The sequence below is a fragment of the Nocardioides cavernae genome (genome assembly GCF_013410035.1).
Classification (GTDB): domain Bacteria; phylum Actinomycetota; class Actinomycetes; order Propionibacteriales; family Nocardioidaceae; genus Nocardioides; species Nocardioides cavernae_A.
The window spans coordinates 1,410,892-1,427,375 of record NZ_JACCBW010000001.1 but is presented as its reverse complement, the minus strand read 5'-3'; the positions used below and the strand labels follow the sequence as shown (position 1 = coordinate 1,427,375).

The 16,484-nt window shown below is 72.1% G+C and carries 15 protein-coding genes; 10 read left to right on the top strand and 5 right to left on the bottom strand.

Annotated elements, in window-relative coordinates; genetic code table 11:
• Window positions 1-43: 43 nt before the first annotated feature.
• On the bottom strand, window positions 44-568 hold the full coding sequence (locus tag F4692_RS06960) for a hypothetical protein (protein ID WP_179618836.1): 525 nt from the start codon (window positions 566-568) through the stop codon (window positions 44-46).
• 111 nt (window positions 569-679) lie between these two features.
• Between F4692_RS06960 and F4692_RS06955 the strand changes: the two genes are divergently transcribed.
• From F4692_RS06955 to F4692_RS06945, 3 genes are read left to right on the top strand one after another with little or no spacing between them, the layout of a single operon-like run.
• Window positions 680-1,060, top strand: a complete 381-nt coding sequence (locus F4692_RS06955) for a YbaB/EbfC family nucleoid-associated protein (RefSeq protein WP_179618835.1) — start codon at window positions 680-682, stop codon at window positions 1,058-1,060.
• On the top strand, window positions 1,057-1,374 hold the full coding sequence (locus tag F4692_RS06950; protein WP_179618834.1) for a type VII secretion target: 318 nt from the start codon (window positions 1,057-1,059) through the stop codon (window positions 1,372-1,374). The genes F4692_RS06955 and F4692_RS06950 overlap by 4 nt, the downstream gene beginning before the upstream one ends.
• The gene (locus F4692_RS06945; RefSeq protein WP_179618833.1) at window positions 1,371-2,225 is read left to right on the top strand and encodes a hypothetical protein; all 855 of its coding nucleotides are present in this window, start codon (window positions 1,371-1,373) and stop codon (window positions 2,223-2,225) included. Before F4692_RS06950 ends, F4692_RS06945 begins: the two co-directional genes overlap by 4 nt.
• A gap of 83 nt (window positions 2,226-2,308) precedes the next feature.
• Here the strand turns inward: F4692_RS06945 and F4692_RS06940 are convergent, their stop codons facing one another.
• Window positions 2,309-3,883 (bottom strand): DHA2 family efflux MFS transporter permease subunit, encoded by a 1,575-nt coding sequence (locus F4692_RS06940; protein ID WP_308645187.1) that lies wholly within the window; start codon window positions 3,881-3,883, stop codon window positions 2,309-2,311.
• Window positions 3,884-3,946: 63 nt separating this feature from the next.
• Window positions 3,947-5,155 carry a dipeptidase gene (locus F4692_RS06935; protein WP_179618832.1) on the bottom strand — a complete coding sequence of 403 codons (1,209 nt, stop codon included), beginning with the start codon at window positions 5,153-5,155 and terminating at the stop codon, window positions 3,947-3,949.
• 83 nt (window positions 5,156-5,238) lie between these two features.
• On the opposite strand from F4692_RS06935, the gene F4692_RS06930 reads away from it, so the two are divergent.
• Together F4692_RS06930 and F4692_RS06925 are read left to right on the top strand one after the other, a co-directional pair.
• Window positions 5,239-7,941, top strand: a complete 2,703-nt coding sequence (locus tag F4692_RS06930) for an SNF2-related protein (RefSeq protein ID WP_179618831.1) — start codon at window positions 5,239-5,241, stop codon at window positions 7,939-7,941.
• A complete protein-coding gene (locus tag F4692_RS06925; protein WP_179618830.1) occupies window positions 7,938-8,627 on the top strand; it encodes an SWIM zinc finger family protein in 690 nt (229 codons plus the stop codon). Before F4692_RS06930 ends, F4692_RS06925 begins: the two co-directional genes overlap by 4 nt.
• 31 nt (window positions 8,628-8,658) lie before the next feature.
• Here the strand turns inward: F4692_RS06925 and F4692_RS06920 are convergent, their stop codons facing one another.
• Window positions 8,659-9,171, bottom strand: coding sequence for a ferritin (locus F4692_RS06920; RefSeq protein ID WP_179618829.1), 513 nt, complete (start codon window positions 9,169-9,171; stop codon window positions 8,659-8,661).
• A 56-nt stretch (window positions 9,172-9,227) separates the two neighbouring features.
• A complete protein-coding gene (locus F4692_RS06915; RefSeq protein WP_308645186.1) occupies window positions 9,228-9,779 on the bottom strand; it encodes an SACE_7040 family transcriptional regulator in 552 nt (183 codons plus the stop codon).
• 369 nt (window positions 9,780-10,148) lie between these two features.
• On the opposite strand from F4692_RS06915, the gene F4692_RS06910 reads away from it, so the two are divergent.
• The 5 genes from F4692_RS06910 to F4692_RS06890 are packed head-to-tail and all read left to right on the top strand — an operon-like array spanning window position 10,149 to window position 16,477.
• A complete protein-coding gene (locus F4692_RS06910; protein WP_179618828.1) occupies window positions 10,149-10,844 on the top strand; it encodes a response regulator transcription factor in 696 nt (231 codons plus the stop codon).
• Complete coding sequence (locus F4692_RS06905) at window positions 10,841-12,025, top strand: sensor histidine kinase (RefSeq protein WP_179618827.1); 1,185 nt, start codon at window positions 10,841-10,843, stop codon at window positions 12,023-12,025. Before F4692_RS06910 ends, F4692_RS06905 begins: the two co-directional genes overlap by 4 nt.
• Window positions 12,026-12,061: 36 nt before the next feature.
• Window positions 12,062-13,642 (top strand): carboxyl transferase domain-containing protein, encoded by a 1,581-nt coding sequence (locus F4692_RS06900; protein ID WP_475116779.1) that lies wholly within the window; start codon window positions 12,062-12,064, stop codon window positions 13,640-13,642.
• A 38-nt stretch (window positions 13,643-13,680) separates the two neighbouring features.
• On the top strand, window positions 13,681-15,558 hold the full coding sequence (locus tag F4692_RS06895; protein ID WP_308645185.1) for an acetyl/propionyl/methylcrotonyl-CoA carboxylase subunit alpha: 1,878 nt from the start codon (window positions 13,681-13,683) through the stop codon (window positions 15,556-15,558).
• Entirely contained in the window at window positions 15,551-16,477 is a 927-nt protein-coding gene (locus F4692_RS06890; protein ID WP_475116775.1) for a hydroxymethylglutaryl-CoA lyase, read from the top strand. The genes F4692_RS06895 and F4692_RS06890 overlap by 8 nt, the downstream gene beginning before the upstream one ends.
• The last annotated feature ends 7 nt before the right edge of the window (window positions 16,478-16,484 follow it).

The following is a 16,484-nucleotide window of genomic DNA, read 5'->3' as shown; positions in this document are numbered from 1 at the left end:
CGGGTCGCACCGGCCTCGCACCCGGGCCTCCGCCGGCCGAGCGTCAGGGGGCGGTGGTCAAGGCGTGCTGGAAGTAGCTGCGCTCGACGTCGGTGGCCAGCAGGCCGGGGCGGCGCTCGACCTCGGCGGCCAGGCGCTGCAGGAGCGGCTGGAGCGTGTCGACGTGGAACCGGGACACCACCACACCGGCACGTCCGGAGCTGTTCGGGCCGAGCAGGAAGACCTGGTCGTTGCGCAGCGCGTCGCCGCCGCGGCCCGAGAAGCGGACCCTCACCTCGGTGAGGTCGGCGAAGGCGATCCGCTGGCTGACCCCACCGGACCTGACGACCGTCACCGCCTCGTCCGAGACGTAGGTGTGACGGGTCTGGATGCTGCGCGCCAGCAGCAGCGGCACCACGACGAGCAGCCCCACCATCACGACCGTCATCGCCCAGCCGCCGGCGGCCGCGCCGCCCGACAGGCCGAGCGCACGCCACGCCATCCGCGCGCACGGCACGGCCAGGACGACAGCCGCGGCCACCAGGACGTAGACCAAGGTATGACGCTGGGGCAGTTCGGTGCCTTCCATGTTTCGCAAGCATAGGGACGGGAAGACGACGGGCGCGGGGCACCGGCCGGGTCGTCGACCGGCCGCCGCCCCGACCGTCGTACACCCACAACCCCGGGAGCACCCATGTCCATGTCGCGACTCGAGGCCGTGCTGGCCACGATCGACGCGCAGGCTGACGCGGCCCTCGACAAGCTCGACCAGGCCCAGCAGTTCGCCACCCGCAGCGAGCACCTCTCCGTCGAGGGCACCTCGTCCGACGAGGTCGCCCGGGTGAGCGTCGACGGCACCGGCCAGGTGCAGTCCATCGTCATCACCGACGACCTGCGCGAGCTGTCGGGGTCGCAGGTCGCCGCGGACGTGCTCGAGGCCCTCCGCCAGGCCCAGCGTCGGCTGAGCTTCCACGTCGAGCAGATCGGCACCGAGATCTACGGTGCCGGGTCCCCGTCGGTGGCCCAGTTCACCCAGGCCTACCGCGACCGCTACGGCTACGAGGAGGACGACGACCGATGACCGACATCTTCGTGGACCCCGGCGAGATGCGGGCCCACGCCAACCGCGTGCGCAGCCTCTCCCGCAAGGCCGGTGAGGCCACGGCCGCCGCCGGTCAGGTCAGCTTCACCTCCGGCATGTTCGGCAGCATCGGCTCCCTCCTCGTCGGGCCGGCGATGTTCCCGCTCCAGACGGCCGGCCAGGTGGCCGCCGCGGCGATGGAGGGGGCGCTCGACGACTGCGCCGAGACCGTCACGGGACTGGCCGACACGTTCAGCTTCATCGACGACACCGTCGGCGCGCACTTCGACGAGATCGGCAGGAGGATCCGATGAGTGCCCTCGTGGTCGACCCCGGCAACACCGACCGGGGCCTGGTGACCAACTTCGACTCGTTCTCCAACGGCACCAACGGCCTGAAGATGATCGACGGGGCCGCCGACTCCGCGTCCGCCTTCGCGCGTGGCGACTGGATCGAGGGGACCATCAACGGCGTCAGCGCCGCCCTCGACGTCGTCGGGGCGATCCTCAACCCCCTCGGCACCGCCTGCTCGATGGTCGTCAACTGGATCCTCGAGCACTGCGGCCCGATCCAGGACTGGCTCGACGAGCTGCTCGGCGACCCCGGCGTCATCCGCGCCGGCGCGGAGTCGTGGCGCAACATCGGCGACCACATGGGCGGCATCGGTCCCGACTACCGCTCCCTCGTGGCCACCGACACCGGCGGCTACACCGGTCTGGCGATGGACGCCTATCGCGCCGCGGCCGGGGGCATGGAGCACGTCTTCGCCGCCCTCTCCCAGGTCGCCCACGGCGTCTCCTCCGGCATCGAGATCGCCGGCGGCCTGCTGGCAGGCGTACGCACCTTCATCGAGGGCCTCTTCTCCGACCTGGTCGGCAACGCCATCGGGGCCGTCGCACAGTCGGCGCTGACCCTCGGCATCGCGGCCCCGGCCGCGCTGACCTCGCTCATCAACAAGGCGCGGTCGGTGCTCGAGCGCTGCCGGAAGTTCATGAAGGCGCTCTCGGAGTCGCTCGACAAGATGGCCGCCCTGCTCAAGGACATCTCCCCGGCGCTCGAGGCGAGCACCAAGGGCCTGGCGCAGGTCTTCCGCAGCGGCATCGACATGCCGACCGACCTGGTCATCAACCTCGGCAAGGGCGCCACCTCGGCCAACAACCCGTAGCGCCCTGCAGCCCCGCAGTGACGGCGACGGCCCGCCCTCCCGGAGGAGGACGGGCCGTCGTCGGCGTCGTGGTCGGGTGTGGCTCAGTGACCCATCATCGCGGTCGGGTCGACCTGCGCGACCTTCCTGCGGGGCAGGAACGCGGCCGGGATGAGGCAGCAGGCCACCAGGACCGTCGCCACGATGAAGACCGTCGCGAAGGCGTCGGCCATGTCGTTGACGACGAGCTGGCCGAGGTTGCCGAGCTGGTCGGGCGAGATGCCGAACCTCTCGAGAACCGCAGCGACCGCGGTCTGGTCGTCGCCCGCGGCCTCGATCGCCTGACCGGCGGCGACGAACTTCGAGTCCTTGATCTCGTTGGTGAGGATCACCGAGAAGAGCGCCGTGCCGATGGACGCCGCCACCTGCTGGGTGATGTTGAGCAGGGTCGAGCCCCGGGCCACGTTGTGCGCGGTGAGCGTGGCGAGCGCCGCGGTCATGATCGGCATCATCGTGCCGCCCATGCCGAGGCCCATGATGAAGAGCGCACCGAGGATGTAGACGTAGGAGGTGTCGGCGCCGATCTGGGTGAACATCGCCATGCCCACCGTGATCACGGTGACGCCGGTGAGGACGATCTTCCCGGGGCCGATCTTGTCGGCCAGGATGCCGGCGATCGGCATGGTGATCATCGCGCCGACGCCCTGCGGGGCGAGCAGCCAGCCGGTGAAGAGGGTGCCCTCGCCGCGGACCTGGATGAAGTACAGCGGGAAGAGCAGCGAGGCGCCGAAGAACGCGATCGCGAACAGGCTCATCGCGATGATGGCCACCGTCATGTTGCGGTTCTTGAACAGGCGCAGCTCGACCAGCGGGTGGATGTTGCGCTTCGCGAGGGCCCACGGCACGAAGGCCACGATGAGGGCGAGACCGAGGATCGCCGGGACGAGGACGCGGGCCGCCATCGCGGTGCCCTCCTCCGGGATGGAGCTGACGCCGTAGAGGAAGGCGGCGAGACCCGGGGACAGGAGCACCATGCCCAGCCAGTCGAAGCTCTCGGACGGCTCGACCTCGTCAGAGGGCAGCACGACCCAGGCGTAGGCGATGGCCGCGATGCCGATCGGCAGGTTGATCAGGAAGATCCAGTGCCACGAGGCGCTCTCGATGAGCGCGCCGCCGATGATCGGACCGAAGATCGGGCCCAGCAGCATCGGGATGCCGAGGACGGCCATCACGCGACCGATGCGCTCGGGCCCGGCCGCGCGGGTCAGGATCGTCATGCCCAGCGGCATCAGCATGCCGCCGCCGAGGCCCTGCAGCACCCGGAAGACCACGAGCAGCTCGAGCGAGGTCGCCGACGCGCACAGCACGGAGCCGGCGGTGAAGAGGGCGACGGCGATCAGGTAGAGGCGCTTGGTGCCGAAGCGGTCGGCGGCCCACCCGGTGAGCGGGATGACGCTGGCGAGGGCGAGCGTGTAGCCCGTCATGGTCCACGCGACCTCGGCCGCGGTCGCGTCGAACTCCTGCTGGAAGGTGTTGAGCGCGACGGAGACGACGGTGATGTCGAGGATCGACATGATGGCGCCGAGGACGACCACGCCGGCCACCATGAGGACGCTCTTGTCGAGCTTGTCGGAAGACTCCGGCTGGGTGTCGCCGGGCTGGATCTGGGTGTCGGTCACCCGAAGAGGTTATTGGTTGCCACCGACAACGACCCAATCGTTTTTGCGGTGTCCTGGGTCACGTCATGCCCCGGGTCGGGGGGTGCCGTCGAGGTCCTCGATCCGGGCGGTGCTGGGCTCGCGCTCGGCCTGCAGGTCGAGCGCGACCGCCTCCACCTCGCGCATCACCCGCAGCGTGTTGCGGCAGGTGAGCCGCGCCAGGTCGTCGGTCGACCAGCCGCGGTCGGCGAGCGCGGACAGCAGGGCCGGGTAGGCCGAGACGTCCTCGAGACCGGTCGGCAGGGCCTCCACGCCGTCGTAGTCGCCGCCGAGCCCGACGTGGTCGATGCCGGCGACCTCGCGCACGTGCTCGCAGTGGGCGACGACGTCGTCGAGGGTCGCGGTCGGGTGGGGGTGGTCCTGGACCCAGCGCGCCTCGTGCGCCGCGAACGCCGGCCCGTCCGCCTCGCGCACGCCGTCGGCAGCCGCGGCCTCGACCAGGGTGCGGTGCGCGTCGGCGCAGGCGGCGTTCACGAACTTCGGCACGAACGTGACCATGCACACGCCACCGCCGCGTGCCATCGAAGCGAGCACGTCGTCGGGGACGTTGCGCGGGCTGTCGGTCACCGCCCGCGCCGAGCTGTGGCTGAAGATCACCGGCGCCTCGCTGACGTCGAGGGCCGCGCGCATCGTGGCGGGGGAGACGTGGGAGAGGTCGACCATCATCCCGGTGCGGTTCATCTCCCGGACGACCTCGCGCCCGAACTCCGTCAGCCCGCCCGCCGCAGGGGTGTCGGTGGCGGAGTCGGCCCACGGGGTGTTCGCGTTGTGGGTGAGGGTCAGGTAGCGCACGCCCAGGGCGTACAGCTGGCGGAGCGTGCCCAGCGAGCTGCCGATCGAGTGCCCGCCCTCGGCACCTGCCAGCGATGCGATGCGGTCGCTCGCCCAGGCCTCCTCGACCTCGTCGGCCGTCGTGGCCCACGCCAGCTCGTCGGGGTGGCGACGGGTGAGCATCCGCGCGGCGTCGACCTGCTCGAGCGTCGCGCTCACCGCGGTGTCACCGGTCATCCGGGTCGGGACGTAGACCGACCAGAACTGCGCCCCCATCCCGCCCGCGCGCATCCGCGGCAGGTCGGTGTGCGTCGGCGTGCCGCCCGCACCCACGTCGAGGCGGGAGAAGTCGTACGCCACCTGCTCGCGCGCCTCCCACAACAGGTCGTTGTGACCGTCGATCACGGGGTGGGCGGCCAGCAGCGCGGCGATGTCGCTCCGTGTGTCGCTCCGTGTCTCCATGCCGACGACGCTAGCAACGCGGGAACTCGTTGTCGGTCCGAGGCGTTAGCGTCCCTGTTGCCCGTCCTGCCGAGAGGTCCTGCATGAGCCTTGTCCCGGTCACCGGTCCCGCCCGGCTGCTGGTCGGCGAGCCGCCGCGGGAGGGCTCCATCGAGTTCACCGACGACCGTCGCACCATCGTGATGCCGATCCGCGGCGCCCTGCCGGTGCTCGGCAAGGTCCGCGACCAGCCCGACGTGCACCCGTCCGTCGCGATGCTCGCCGGCGCGGCGCTGCTCGGGCTGCAGCTCGTGGCCTCGGGCCGGTTCGCCCCCGACCCCGAGGGCCGGCACTGGCAGGTCGCCGGCCTCGACGTCGACGACGAGCGACGGATCGGCGAGCTCGCCAGGTCGCGGGCGTGGGAGGGCTTCGACGAGGCCACGGCCGAGGGCATGGTCCGCGGGCTCCTGGACGCCGTCGTCGACACGATGCCGCGCACCACGCCCGGCCGCACCCGGCAGCGGGTCGACGCCGGCCGTACGCCTGCACCCCGCGCGGCCGCCCCCGACGACTTCAGCGACCAGCTGCAGCAGCGGATCGCGCGGATCCGCGCGCGCGGCAAGGACGACCGCCCGCACCTCGTCTCGATCTCCTTCCGCGTCGAGGCCGACGAGGAGGAGCTCGTCGCCGGGGGCGTGCGCCTCGTGCTCCAGGTGCACGCCGCCGACAACGCCGCCCACCTCGCCGACGCCTCCGAGCTGTGGGCCGAGTCCGGTCCCGACGCCGCGCACGGGTTCGGCGAGCGCGCCCGTACGCACGCGGCGATCGCGCTGCGCTCGGCCGCGGACGCGTGGCCGGTGCTCGACCGGCTCCTCGACCTCCGGGTGCCCGACGAGATCGCCCTCGACTCCGACGAGATCCTCTCGCTCCTCGACGGTGGCGCCGCCGCGCTCACCGAGGCCGGCCATCCCGTGATGTGGCCGAAGTACCTCGACCGCGAGGTCACCCAGCGCGTCCAGCTCGGGCAGCGGGCCTCCACGGCGCCGCGCGAGGAGGCGCTCAAGGACGGGCTCTTCGGACCGCAGGCGCTCTTCGGCTTCGAGTGGCAACTCTCCCTGCACGGGGAGGAGCTGACCGAGGACGAGATGGACGAGCTGGCCCGCACGACCAGCCCGATCATCAAGCTCCGCGACAACTGGGTGGCGGTCGACTCGGCCGTCATCAAGCGCGCCCGCAAGCGGCTCATCCGCACGGTGACGCCGGTGCAGGCGCTGGCGGCGACGCTCACCGGCGTCGTCGACATCGAGGACGCCCCCTACGAGGCGGTCGTCGGGGCCAGCCTGCTCACGGTCCGCGACCGGGTCCGCGGCGCGGTGACCGGCGACCTGGTCGAGGTGCCGGGCGCGTTGCGGGCCGAGCTGCGCGACTACCAGCGGCGCGGACTGACCTGGCTGGCCGAGCTCACCTCGCTCGGGCTCGGCGCCTGCCTGGCCGACGACATGGGGCTCGGCAAGACGATCACCGTCATCGCGCTGCACCTCCACCGCGGGAGCGGCCCGACCCTGGTCGTGTGCCCGACCTCGTTGCTGGGCAACTGGGAGGCCGAGATCCGCCGCTTCGCGCCGGGAGTCGCCGTGCGCCGCCACCACGGCAGCGCGCGCGACCTCGACGGCGTGGAGGACGGCTTCGTGCTGACGACCTACGGCACGATGCGCAACGACGCCGCGCTCCTCGCCGAGGTCCCGTGGGACGTCGTCGTCGCCGACGAGGCGCAGCACATCAAGAACTCCCGCTCCGCCGCGGCCCGCGCGCTCCGCACGATCCCGAGCACGGCCCGCATCGCCCTCACCGGCACCCCCGTCGAGAACGACCTCACCGAGCTCTGGTCGATCCTCGACTGGGCGATCCCGGGCCTGCTCGGCAGCCGCAACGCCTTCCGCAAGGTCTGGGCCGGTCCGATCGAGTCGGGCCTCGAGCCCACCAAGGCCCGGCAGTTCGCCGACCTGATCGGCCCCTTCCTCCTGCGGCGCCGCAAGTCCGACCCCGGCATCGCGCCCGAGCTGCCGGCCAAGACCGAGACCGACCACCTCCTCGGCCTGAGCCGTGAGCAGGCCGTCCTCTACGAGACGCTGGTGCGCGAGTCGATGCGCCGCATCGAGGAGGCGGACGAGGACACCCGCCGGGGCCTGGTGCTCAAGCTGCTGACCGGGCTCAAGCAGATCTGCAACCACCCGGCCCACTTCCTGCGCCAGCCCAACCCCAAGCTGCGGGGCCGGTCGGAGAAGCTCGAGCTGCTCGACGAGCTCGTCGGCACCGTCATGGCCGAGGACGGAGCGGTACTCGTCTTCACCCAGTACGTCGCGATGGCCGACCTGCTCGTCCGCCACCTCGGCGCCGCCGGCGTGCCCCACCAGCTCCTCCACGGCGGCACCCCCGTGCGGCAGCGCGAGCAGATGGTCGCCCGCTTCCAGGCCGGCGAGACGCCGGTCTTCCTGCTCTCCCTCAAGGCCGGCGGGACCGGCCTCAACCTGACCCGCGCCGACCACGTCATCCACTTCGACCGCTGGTGGAACCCTGCCGTCGAGGACCAGGCCACCGACCGCGCCTACCGGATCGGCCAGACCCGGCCGGTGCAGGTCCACCGCTTCGTCACGCAGGGCACCATCGAGGAGAAGATCGCCGAGCTGCTCACCCGCAAGCGCTCGCTGGCCGACTCGGTCCTGTCGCGCGGCGAGACCGCCCTCACCGAGCTCTCCGACGACGAGCTGCGCGACCTCGTCGCGCTCCGACCCGTGCCACGGCGATGAGCACGGGCAGCGTCACCCACCCCCGCCTCCCGCCCCGGCGCGGCGGTGGTGCCGGCACGTGGTGGAGCAAGGCCGTGGTGCGCGCGGTGGAGGAGGCGGCGTTCGGCGAGAAGGACCTCCGCGCCGGGCGTACGCTCGCGCGCTCCGGCGCCGTCGGCTCCATCACCGTCACCGCGGGCGGGGCGGTCGCAGCCGTCACCGACGGCCAGGACGCCTACACCGTCGAGGTCAGCGTGCCGGTCCTCGACGACGGCGACGCCGCCGCGGTCACCGAGCTGGTCGCGGCGGAGTCCGGACGCATCGGCGCGCTGCTCGCCGGGCAGCTCCCGCACTCCTTCGTCGAGGCGGTGGAGGAGGCAGGCGTCGAGCTGCTGCCGTACGGCGGCGAGCTGGGCTCGGCCTGCACGTGCGAGGCATGGCTCGACCCGTGCCCGCACGCGCTCGCCGTGCTGACCCAGCTGGCGTGGCTGATCCAGGTCGACCCGTTCGTGCTCACCCACCTGCGCGGCCTGTCCCGCGACCGGGTGCTGCGCGACCTGCACGCACTGACCCGCCCCGCACCCGACCTACGTCCCGACGACGACGGGCAGGACGAGGAGACCCTCGACGACCTCGCTGTCGCCGAGGACGCCGCCGTGCGCGCGGCGCGGCTGCTCGGTCGCGAGGACCCGTTCAGCGACTGGTGAGCACCCCCGGCGGCGTGGGTCGAGAGGGGACTCAGCGCGCCTCGGTGGTCGCGACGGGACGCATCCCGAGCTCCTCGTCGAGGCGGAGCAGGCCGGGGCCGTCGTCGTCGATGAGCTTCACGCGCCCGACGATCTCGCTGACGGTCGCCTCCTCCTCGATCTGCTCCTCGAGGAACCAGTTGAGGAGCGGACGCGAGTCCAGGTCGCCCTCGGACTCGGCGAGGCGGTAGAGGTCGCGGATCGACGCGGAGACCTTCTGCTCGTGCGCGAGGGCTGCCTCGAACGCGTCCAGCACGGAGGTGATCGCCGGACTCGGCGCGGACGTCGCACCGATCCGGGGATGGTTGTCGCGGTCGGCCACGTGGTCGATGAACTTGTTGGCGTGGACGATCTCCTCGTCCGCCTGGTGTCGCAGCCAGGCGGCCATGCCCGGGAGGTCCATGATCTCGAGCTCGATGGCGAGCTGGCGGTAGACCAGCGATGCCTGGAACTCCAGCGTGATCTGGGCGTTGAAGGCGTTCTCGAGGGTGGCGCTCAGCTTCATGGCCTCACCCTATCGGGCGGGACGGGGTGAGGAGGGCGAGCCGGCGGGACCGGATCTCAGGCGAGACCGAGGGCGCCGTGGGCCATGTCGCGGAGCACGTCGTGCATCTGCGGGTCGGGCAGCCGACCGCTGTGCGGGGTGGAGTTGAGCAGCCCGAACAGGACGTGGGCGCGGGTGCGCGAGGCCTCCGGGCTCAGGGTCGGGTCCTGCAGGCGGACCTGGGTCGCCCACACGTCGACGTAGGCGCGCTGCAGCGCGCGGACGCGCTCGCGGGCCTCGTCGGGGAGGCTGCTCCAGTCACGGTCCTGGACCACGATCAGCGCGCGGTGCTCGATGGCGAACTGGATGTGCCACTCGACCAGGGCCTCGAGGGCCTCGCGCGGTCCGGCGGCGCTCGCGACCCGGCTGCGTCCCTCGGCCAGCAGGGTCTCGCTGATCGACACCAGCATCTCGGCCAGCATCGCGTCCTTGGACTGGAAGTGCTTGTAGAGCGCCGGGCCGGAGACGCCGCACGCCGCGCCGAGCTCGGCGACGGACACGCCGTGGAACCCCCGCGCGGCGAACATCTCGGCCGCGATGTCGAGGATCTGCTGACGGCGGGGAGTCACGAGCTCGAGGTTAGTGCCTGCTAACCCTCCCCGCGGCGTTCGAGGTGCCGGGAGCGAGATCTCACGCTCCGGCGCCTCCCAGACGGCCAGCGGAATCACGTGCGCCTCCCCGGTCCTCGTGGTGCTGCACGTGGGCCGCACCCCCGCGGCGGCCCACCTGATCCCCACGACCAGTGCAGCGATTTCCGACGTCGAGTCTGGACGACGCGGCGTGCGGATTCAGTGGTGGTAGCACCACCATCGGTCAAAGACTCGCGGCGCACGCGGTCGGTGGCTGCGGAATCGACGGTGAACCGAGGCCGAGCTGGGCGTACGGGAGTGGTGCCTGCTCTACCGACGCGCCGCGGGATCCGTGGCTACAGTGCGCGCATGCCGCCGATCCGAGTAGTCCTGGCCGAGGACGGAGACCTGCTCCGCGCCGGCGTCCTCGCCCTGCTCGAGGGGTACGACGACATCGAGGTGGTCGCGACCGCGACGAGCCTGCCCGAGCTGCTCGCCGCGGTCGAGGAGCACCGTCCCGACGTGCTGCTCACCGACATCCGGATGCCCCCCGACTTCACCGACGAGGGCATCCGCGCGGCCGGCGAGCTGCGCCACACCCACCCGGACCTCGGCGTGGTCGCGCTCACGCAGTACTCCGACGTCGAGTACGCCCTCGACCTCGTCCGCGAGGGGAGCGACGGTCGCGGCTACCTGCTCAAGGAGCGGGTGGCCGACGTCGACGAGCTCGTCGCGGCCCTGCGCACGGTCGCCGGCGGCGGCTCGGTGATCGACCAGATCGTCGTCGACGCGCTGGTCGCGACGGGCACCCGGCGCCACGACTCGCTGCTCGACCGGCTCACGCCGCGCGAGCTCGAGGTCCTCGGGATGGTCGCCCGCGGCATGACCAACTCCGCGATCGCGGGCGAGCTGGTGATCACCGACCGGGCCGTGGAGAAGCACATCAACTCGATCCTGACCAAGCTCGACCTGCCCTCCGACGCCCCCGTGCACCGCCGGGTGGCGGCGACGCTGGTGTTCCTCAGCGAAGCGGGGGTCGGCGGCGGGGTGTCGCCCCGACGATGAGGAACGCCCTGGCGGGCTGGGACGCCCTCGACCCGGCCCTGCGCTGGCTGATGCGCATCAACCTCATCGCCCTCACCACCGCCACCCTGGCGCTCGCCGCGGTCTACCTCCTCGGCTTCAAGCACACCGCGGTCGAGATCGACCTCGGCGTCATGGTCGTCTCGATCGTCATCATGCTGGTCACCCCGCCACTGTGCCGGAGGTACGGCGCCACGGCGGCGATCATCGGGCTCACCTTCTCCGCGCTGCTCTTCGCCGTCGGCGGCACGTGGGCCACGCCCAACCTCACTCCGCTGACCGCCCTGCTGGCGATGGTCCCGCTGCTCGTCGGCTTCCCCTACCTCGGTCGTCGCTGGATCACCGCGCTGAGCATCGTGGCCGTCGCGGGCAGCGCGAGCGTGGCCGCCCTCGGCGAGTGGCGTCGTACGGAGGCGCTCAACGACGTCTGGTGGATCAATGCCATCGTCATCGCGGCCTCGCTGCCGCCGGGCGTCGCCGTCGTCGTCTTCCTCGTGCGCGGGGCGTACACCCGCCTGCAGGAGCAGTCGAGCCAGCTCGTCGAGTCGCGGATGCGGATCGTCGAGGTCGCCGACGCAGCCCGCCGCAGCATCGAGCGCGACCTCCACGACGGCGCCCAGCAGCGCCTGCTCGCGATGAGCGTGACGATCGAGCGGGCTCGCAAGGAGCTGGTCGCCGGTCGCCAGGACGGTGCGGCGGAGCTGCTCGACCAGCTCGCCTCCGACAACCGTGAGGTCGTCACCGAGCTCCGTGAGCTCGCCCGCGGCATCTACCCGCCGCTGCTCACCGAGCGCGGGCTGGTCGCCGCCCTGCAGTCCACCGCCCGTCGCTCGACGGTGCCGGTGACGCTCGACATCGCGGAGTTCGACCGGCCGAGCCGGCAGGTCGAGACGGCGGCCTACTTCTGCATCCTCGAGGCCCTGACCAACGCGGCCAAGCACTCCGGCGCCACGGAGGTGCTGGTGACGCTGCGGGGGCACCCGCACCTGTCCTTCACCGTCAGCGACGACGGGAGCGGCTTCGACCGTCGGCAGGTCGCGATCGGCGGCCTGCTCGGCATGGAGGCGCGGGTGGCGGCAGCGGGCGGCTTGCTCACGCTCCAGTCCGAGCCCGGTCGCGGGACCACGCTGCACGCGGAGTTTCCGCCCGCGAGCCCGGCCTGATGGACACCGGAGGTTAACGATCGCTAACCTGAGCCGGTGGCCGACTCCCTGAGTTCCTCCCCGACCATGCGCGAGCTCGTCGACGACCTGCGCGCCCGGCTGGCCCGGGTGCGCCAGGGCGGGTCGGAGTCCGCGCGCGCGAAGCACACCGGTCGCGGCAAGCTGCTGGTCCGCGACCGCATCGACCGCCTCCTCGACCCGGGCAGCCCCTTCCTCGAGCTGGCGCCGCTGGCGGCACACGGCATGTACGGACCCGGCACGGGCGGGGACGCCGACGAGCACGCCGTGCCGTCGGCGGGGGTCGTGGCGGGGATCGGGATGGTGTCCGGGCGTCCGTGCGTCGTCGTCGCCAACGACGCGACCGTCAAGGGCGGCACCTACTACCCGATGACGGTCAAGAAGCACCTGCGCGCGCAGACGATTGCGGCGGAGAACCACCTGCCGTGCATCTACCTCGTCGACTCCGGCGGCGCGTTCCTGCCGATGCAGGACGAGGTGTTCCCCGACCGCGAGCACTTCGGCCGGATCTTCTTCAACCAGGCGAACCTCTCGGCCCGGGGCATCCCGCAGATCGCCAGCGTGATGGGCTCGTGCACCGCCGGCGGGGCCTACGTGCCCGCGATGTCGGACGAGACGGTCATCGTGCGCAACCAGGGCACGATCTTCCTCGGTGGCCCGCCGCTGGTGAAGGCGGCGACCGGCGAGGTCGTCAGTGCCGAGGACCTCGGCGGCGGCGACGTCCACGCCCGCACGTCCGGCGTGGTCGACCACCTCGCCGAGGACGACGCGCACGCGCTGGCCATCGTCCGCTCCATCGTCGACACCCTGCCCGCCGCCACCCCCGCGCGTACGCCGTCCGCCGAGGTCGAGGAGCCGCACGAGGCACCCGAGACGATCTACGACGTCGTGCCCACCGACACCCGTACGCCCTACGACGTGCGCGAGGTCATCCGTCGCGTGGTCGACGGCAGCCGGTTCCACGAGTTCAAGAAGCTCTACGGCGACACCCTGGTCTGCGGGTTCGCGCGGATCTTCGGCCGCGAGGTCGGCATCGTCGCCAACAACGGCATCCTGTTCAGCGAGTCGGCGCTCAAGGGCGCGCACTTCATCGAGCTGTGCAACCAGCGCAAGATCCCACTGGTGTTCCTGCAGAACATCACCGGCTTCATGGTCGGGCGCGAGTACGAGAACAGGGGCATCGCCCGTGACGGCGCCAAGCTCGTCACCGCCGTCGCGTGCAGCGTCGTCCCGAAGTTCACCGTCGTGATCGGCGGCTCCTTCGGCGCCGGCAACTACGGTATGTGCGGGCGGGCGTACGACCCGCGGTTCCTCTGGATGTGGCCCAACGCGCGGATCTCGGTGATGGGTGGTGAGCAGGCGGCCTCGGTGCTCGCCACGGTCCGCAACGACCTCGAGACCGACGAGCAGGTCGAGGCGTTCAAGGCGCCGATCCGCGAGCAGTACGAGACCCAGGGGTCGCCCTACTACGCCTCCGCGCGGCTGTGGGACGACGGCATCATCGACCCCGCCGACACCCGTCGCGTGCTCGGCATGGCGCTCGAGGCGACCTCGTACACCCCGATCCCCGAGCCGTCCTACGGCATCTTCCGGATGTGAGGCACGCAGTGGTGGAACCGACTGATCGGACTGACATCGTGAACAGACTGCTCATCGCCAACCGCGGCGAGATCGCGGTCCGCGTCGCGCGGACCTGCCGTCGCCTCGGCATCCCCACGGTGGCGATCCACACCGACGCCGACGCCGACGCGCCGCACGTGCGCGCCTGCGACGAGGCCGGTCGGGTCTCGTCCTACCTCGACATCGACGAGGTGGTCCGCGAGGCCGTGCGGCACGGCTGCTGGGGCGTCCACCCCGGGTACGGCTTCCTCTCCGAGCGCGCCCCCTTCGCCCGCGCGCTCGCCGACGCCGGCCTCGTCCTGGTCGGCCCGTCCGCCGAGGTGATGGACGCGATGGGCCGCAAGGACGCGGCGCGCGAGGTCGCGGTCGCTGCCGGAGTGCCGGTCGTGCCCTCCTACGGCCTCGACGACGACCCGGCGTCCTTCGCCTACCCCGTGCTCGTCAAGGCCGCGGCCGGCGGCGGCGGCAAGGGCATGCGGGTCGTCCGCTCGGCAGCCGAGCTCCCGGAGGCCAGGGCCGCCGCGGCGCGCGAGGCGGCCAGCTCCTTCGGCGACGACACCCTGCTCATCGAGAAGTACGTCGAGTCCGGCCGCCACATCGAGGTGCAGGTGATGGGCGACGCCCACGGCGCCGTGCGGCACTTCTTCGAGCGCGACTGCTCCACGCAGCGCCGTCACCAGAAGGTCCTGGAGGAGGCGCCCGCACCGACGATCAGCGACGACCAGCGTGCGGCGATCACCGGTGCGGCGGTCGCCCTCGCGGAGCAGTGCGGCTACACCAACGCCGGCACGGTCGAGTTCCTGCTCGACAACGCGACCGGCGAGTTCTACTTCCTCGAGATGAACACCCGCCTCCAGGTCGAGCACCCGGTCACGGAGGAGGTCGTGCGGGTGCGGGGCGAGCGCGTCGACCTCGTCGAGCTGCAGCTGCGCGTCGCGGCGGGCGAGCCGATCGGCGTCGACCAGTCCGACATCACCCTCGACGGCCACGCCATCGAGGCGCGGGTCTACGCCGAGGACTCCTTCCACGGCTTCCTTCCGCAGGCCGGGGTGGCGTCGCACGTCGTCTGGCCGGACGCATCGGTCGGCGACGATGAGCTCGTGCGCGTCGACCACGCCCTGGAGTCCGGTCAGGAGGTGTCCGCCTCCTACGACCCGATGCTCGGCAAGGTGATCGTCTGGGGGACCGACCGTGACGCGGCCCGCGAGGGCCTGGTCGAGGCGCTCGACCGGACGGCGATCCTCGGCCTCACCACCAACACGGGGTTCCTCCGCACCTTGGTCGCGTCCGACGAGTTCCGCGACGCGACGATCGACACGGCGTGGCTCGACCGGCACGAGGTGCCGGCCCCCGACGACGCCGACGCCCGTGCGCTGGCCGGCATCATGCTGCGGACCGTGCTCCGGGACGCACCGCCCGGGCCGTGGCAGCCGGACGGCTTCCGGCTCGGTGGGGCGCCCGGCCCCCTCGTGGAGTTCGGTCGCGATCTCTCCGCGGCGGGGTGGTTCGCCGCGCCGAGGTCGACCGAGGGCGTGCAGCGTGTCGGGTCGCTGGGTCATGGCGACGGGTACGTGCGCCGGGGCCCGGGCGGCACGGAGGTCGTCGTCCGCGGCCAGCGCTTCGTCCTCGAACGTCGCGATCCCTTCGCCGACTCGGCGGCCGCCGCCGGTGACGGCACCCTCGTCGCGCCGATGCCCGGCACGGTCCTCGCGGTGAACGTCACCGAGGGCCAGGCCGTGGCCGAGGGTGAGACGCTGGGCGTGATGGAGGCGATGAAGATGGAGCTCGCGCTCAAGGCGCCGTTCGCCGGCACGGTCACCTCGGTCGGTGCCGCCACCGGCGACCTCGTCACGCTCGGTGCGGTCCTGTTCACGGTGGAGGGCACCGGTGAGTGAGCTCCCGATGACCGTGCGCGTCGACGGGCTGCCCGACCGCGTCACGATCTACGAGGTCGGTCCGCGCGACGGCCTGCAGAACGAGAAGACGGTCGTGCCCGTCGAGGTGAAGGCCGAGTTCGTGCGCCGCCTCGTCGCCGCCGGCCTGCCGGTCGTGGAGGCGACCAGCTTCGTGCACCCCCGCTGGGTGCCGCAGCTCGCGGACGCCGCCGAGCTCATGACCGCGCTCGGTGAGGAGGGCCGGCACCTCCCGGTGCTGGTGCCCAACGAGCGCGGCCTCGACCGCGCGCTCGAGCTCGGCCTCGAGCACGTCGCGATCTTCGGCAGCGCCACGGAGACATTCGCGACGAAGAACCTCAACCGCACCTTCGACGAGCAGTTCGCGATGTTCGAGCCCACCGTCGCCCGCGCCCGCGAGGCGGGGATGGACGTGCGGGCCTACGTCTCCATGTGCTTCGGGGACCCGTGGGAGGGTGCGGTGCCGGTCGACCAGGTCGTCACCGCCGGCACCCGGCTGCTCGACCTCGGCGCGGGCCAGCTCAGCCTCGGCGACACGATCGGCGTCGCCACCGCGGGGCACGTACGGGCGCTGGTCGCCGCGTTCGGCGACGCGGGCGTCGGCACCGACCGGCTCGCGATGCACTTCCACGACACCTACGGCCAGGCCCTCGCCAACACGTTCTCCGCGCTGCAGGCCGGGATCACCACGTTCGACGCGAGCGCCGGCGGCCTGGGCGGATGCCCCTACGCGAAGTCCGCCACCGGCAACCTCGCCACCGAGGACCTCGTCTGGATGCTCGACGGCCTCGGGATCGAGCACGGCGTCGACCTCGGCGCGGTCGTCGCGACGAGCACGTGGATGGCCGGCCACCTGGGTCGGCCGAGCCCGAGCGCCGTCGTACGAGCCCTGGCCGGGTGACTGGCAC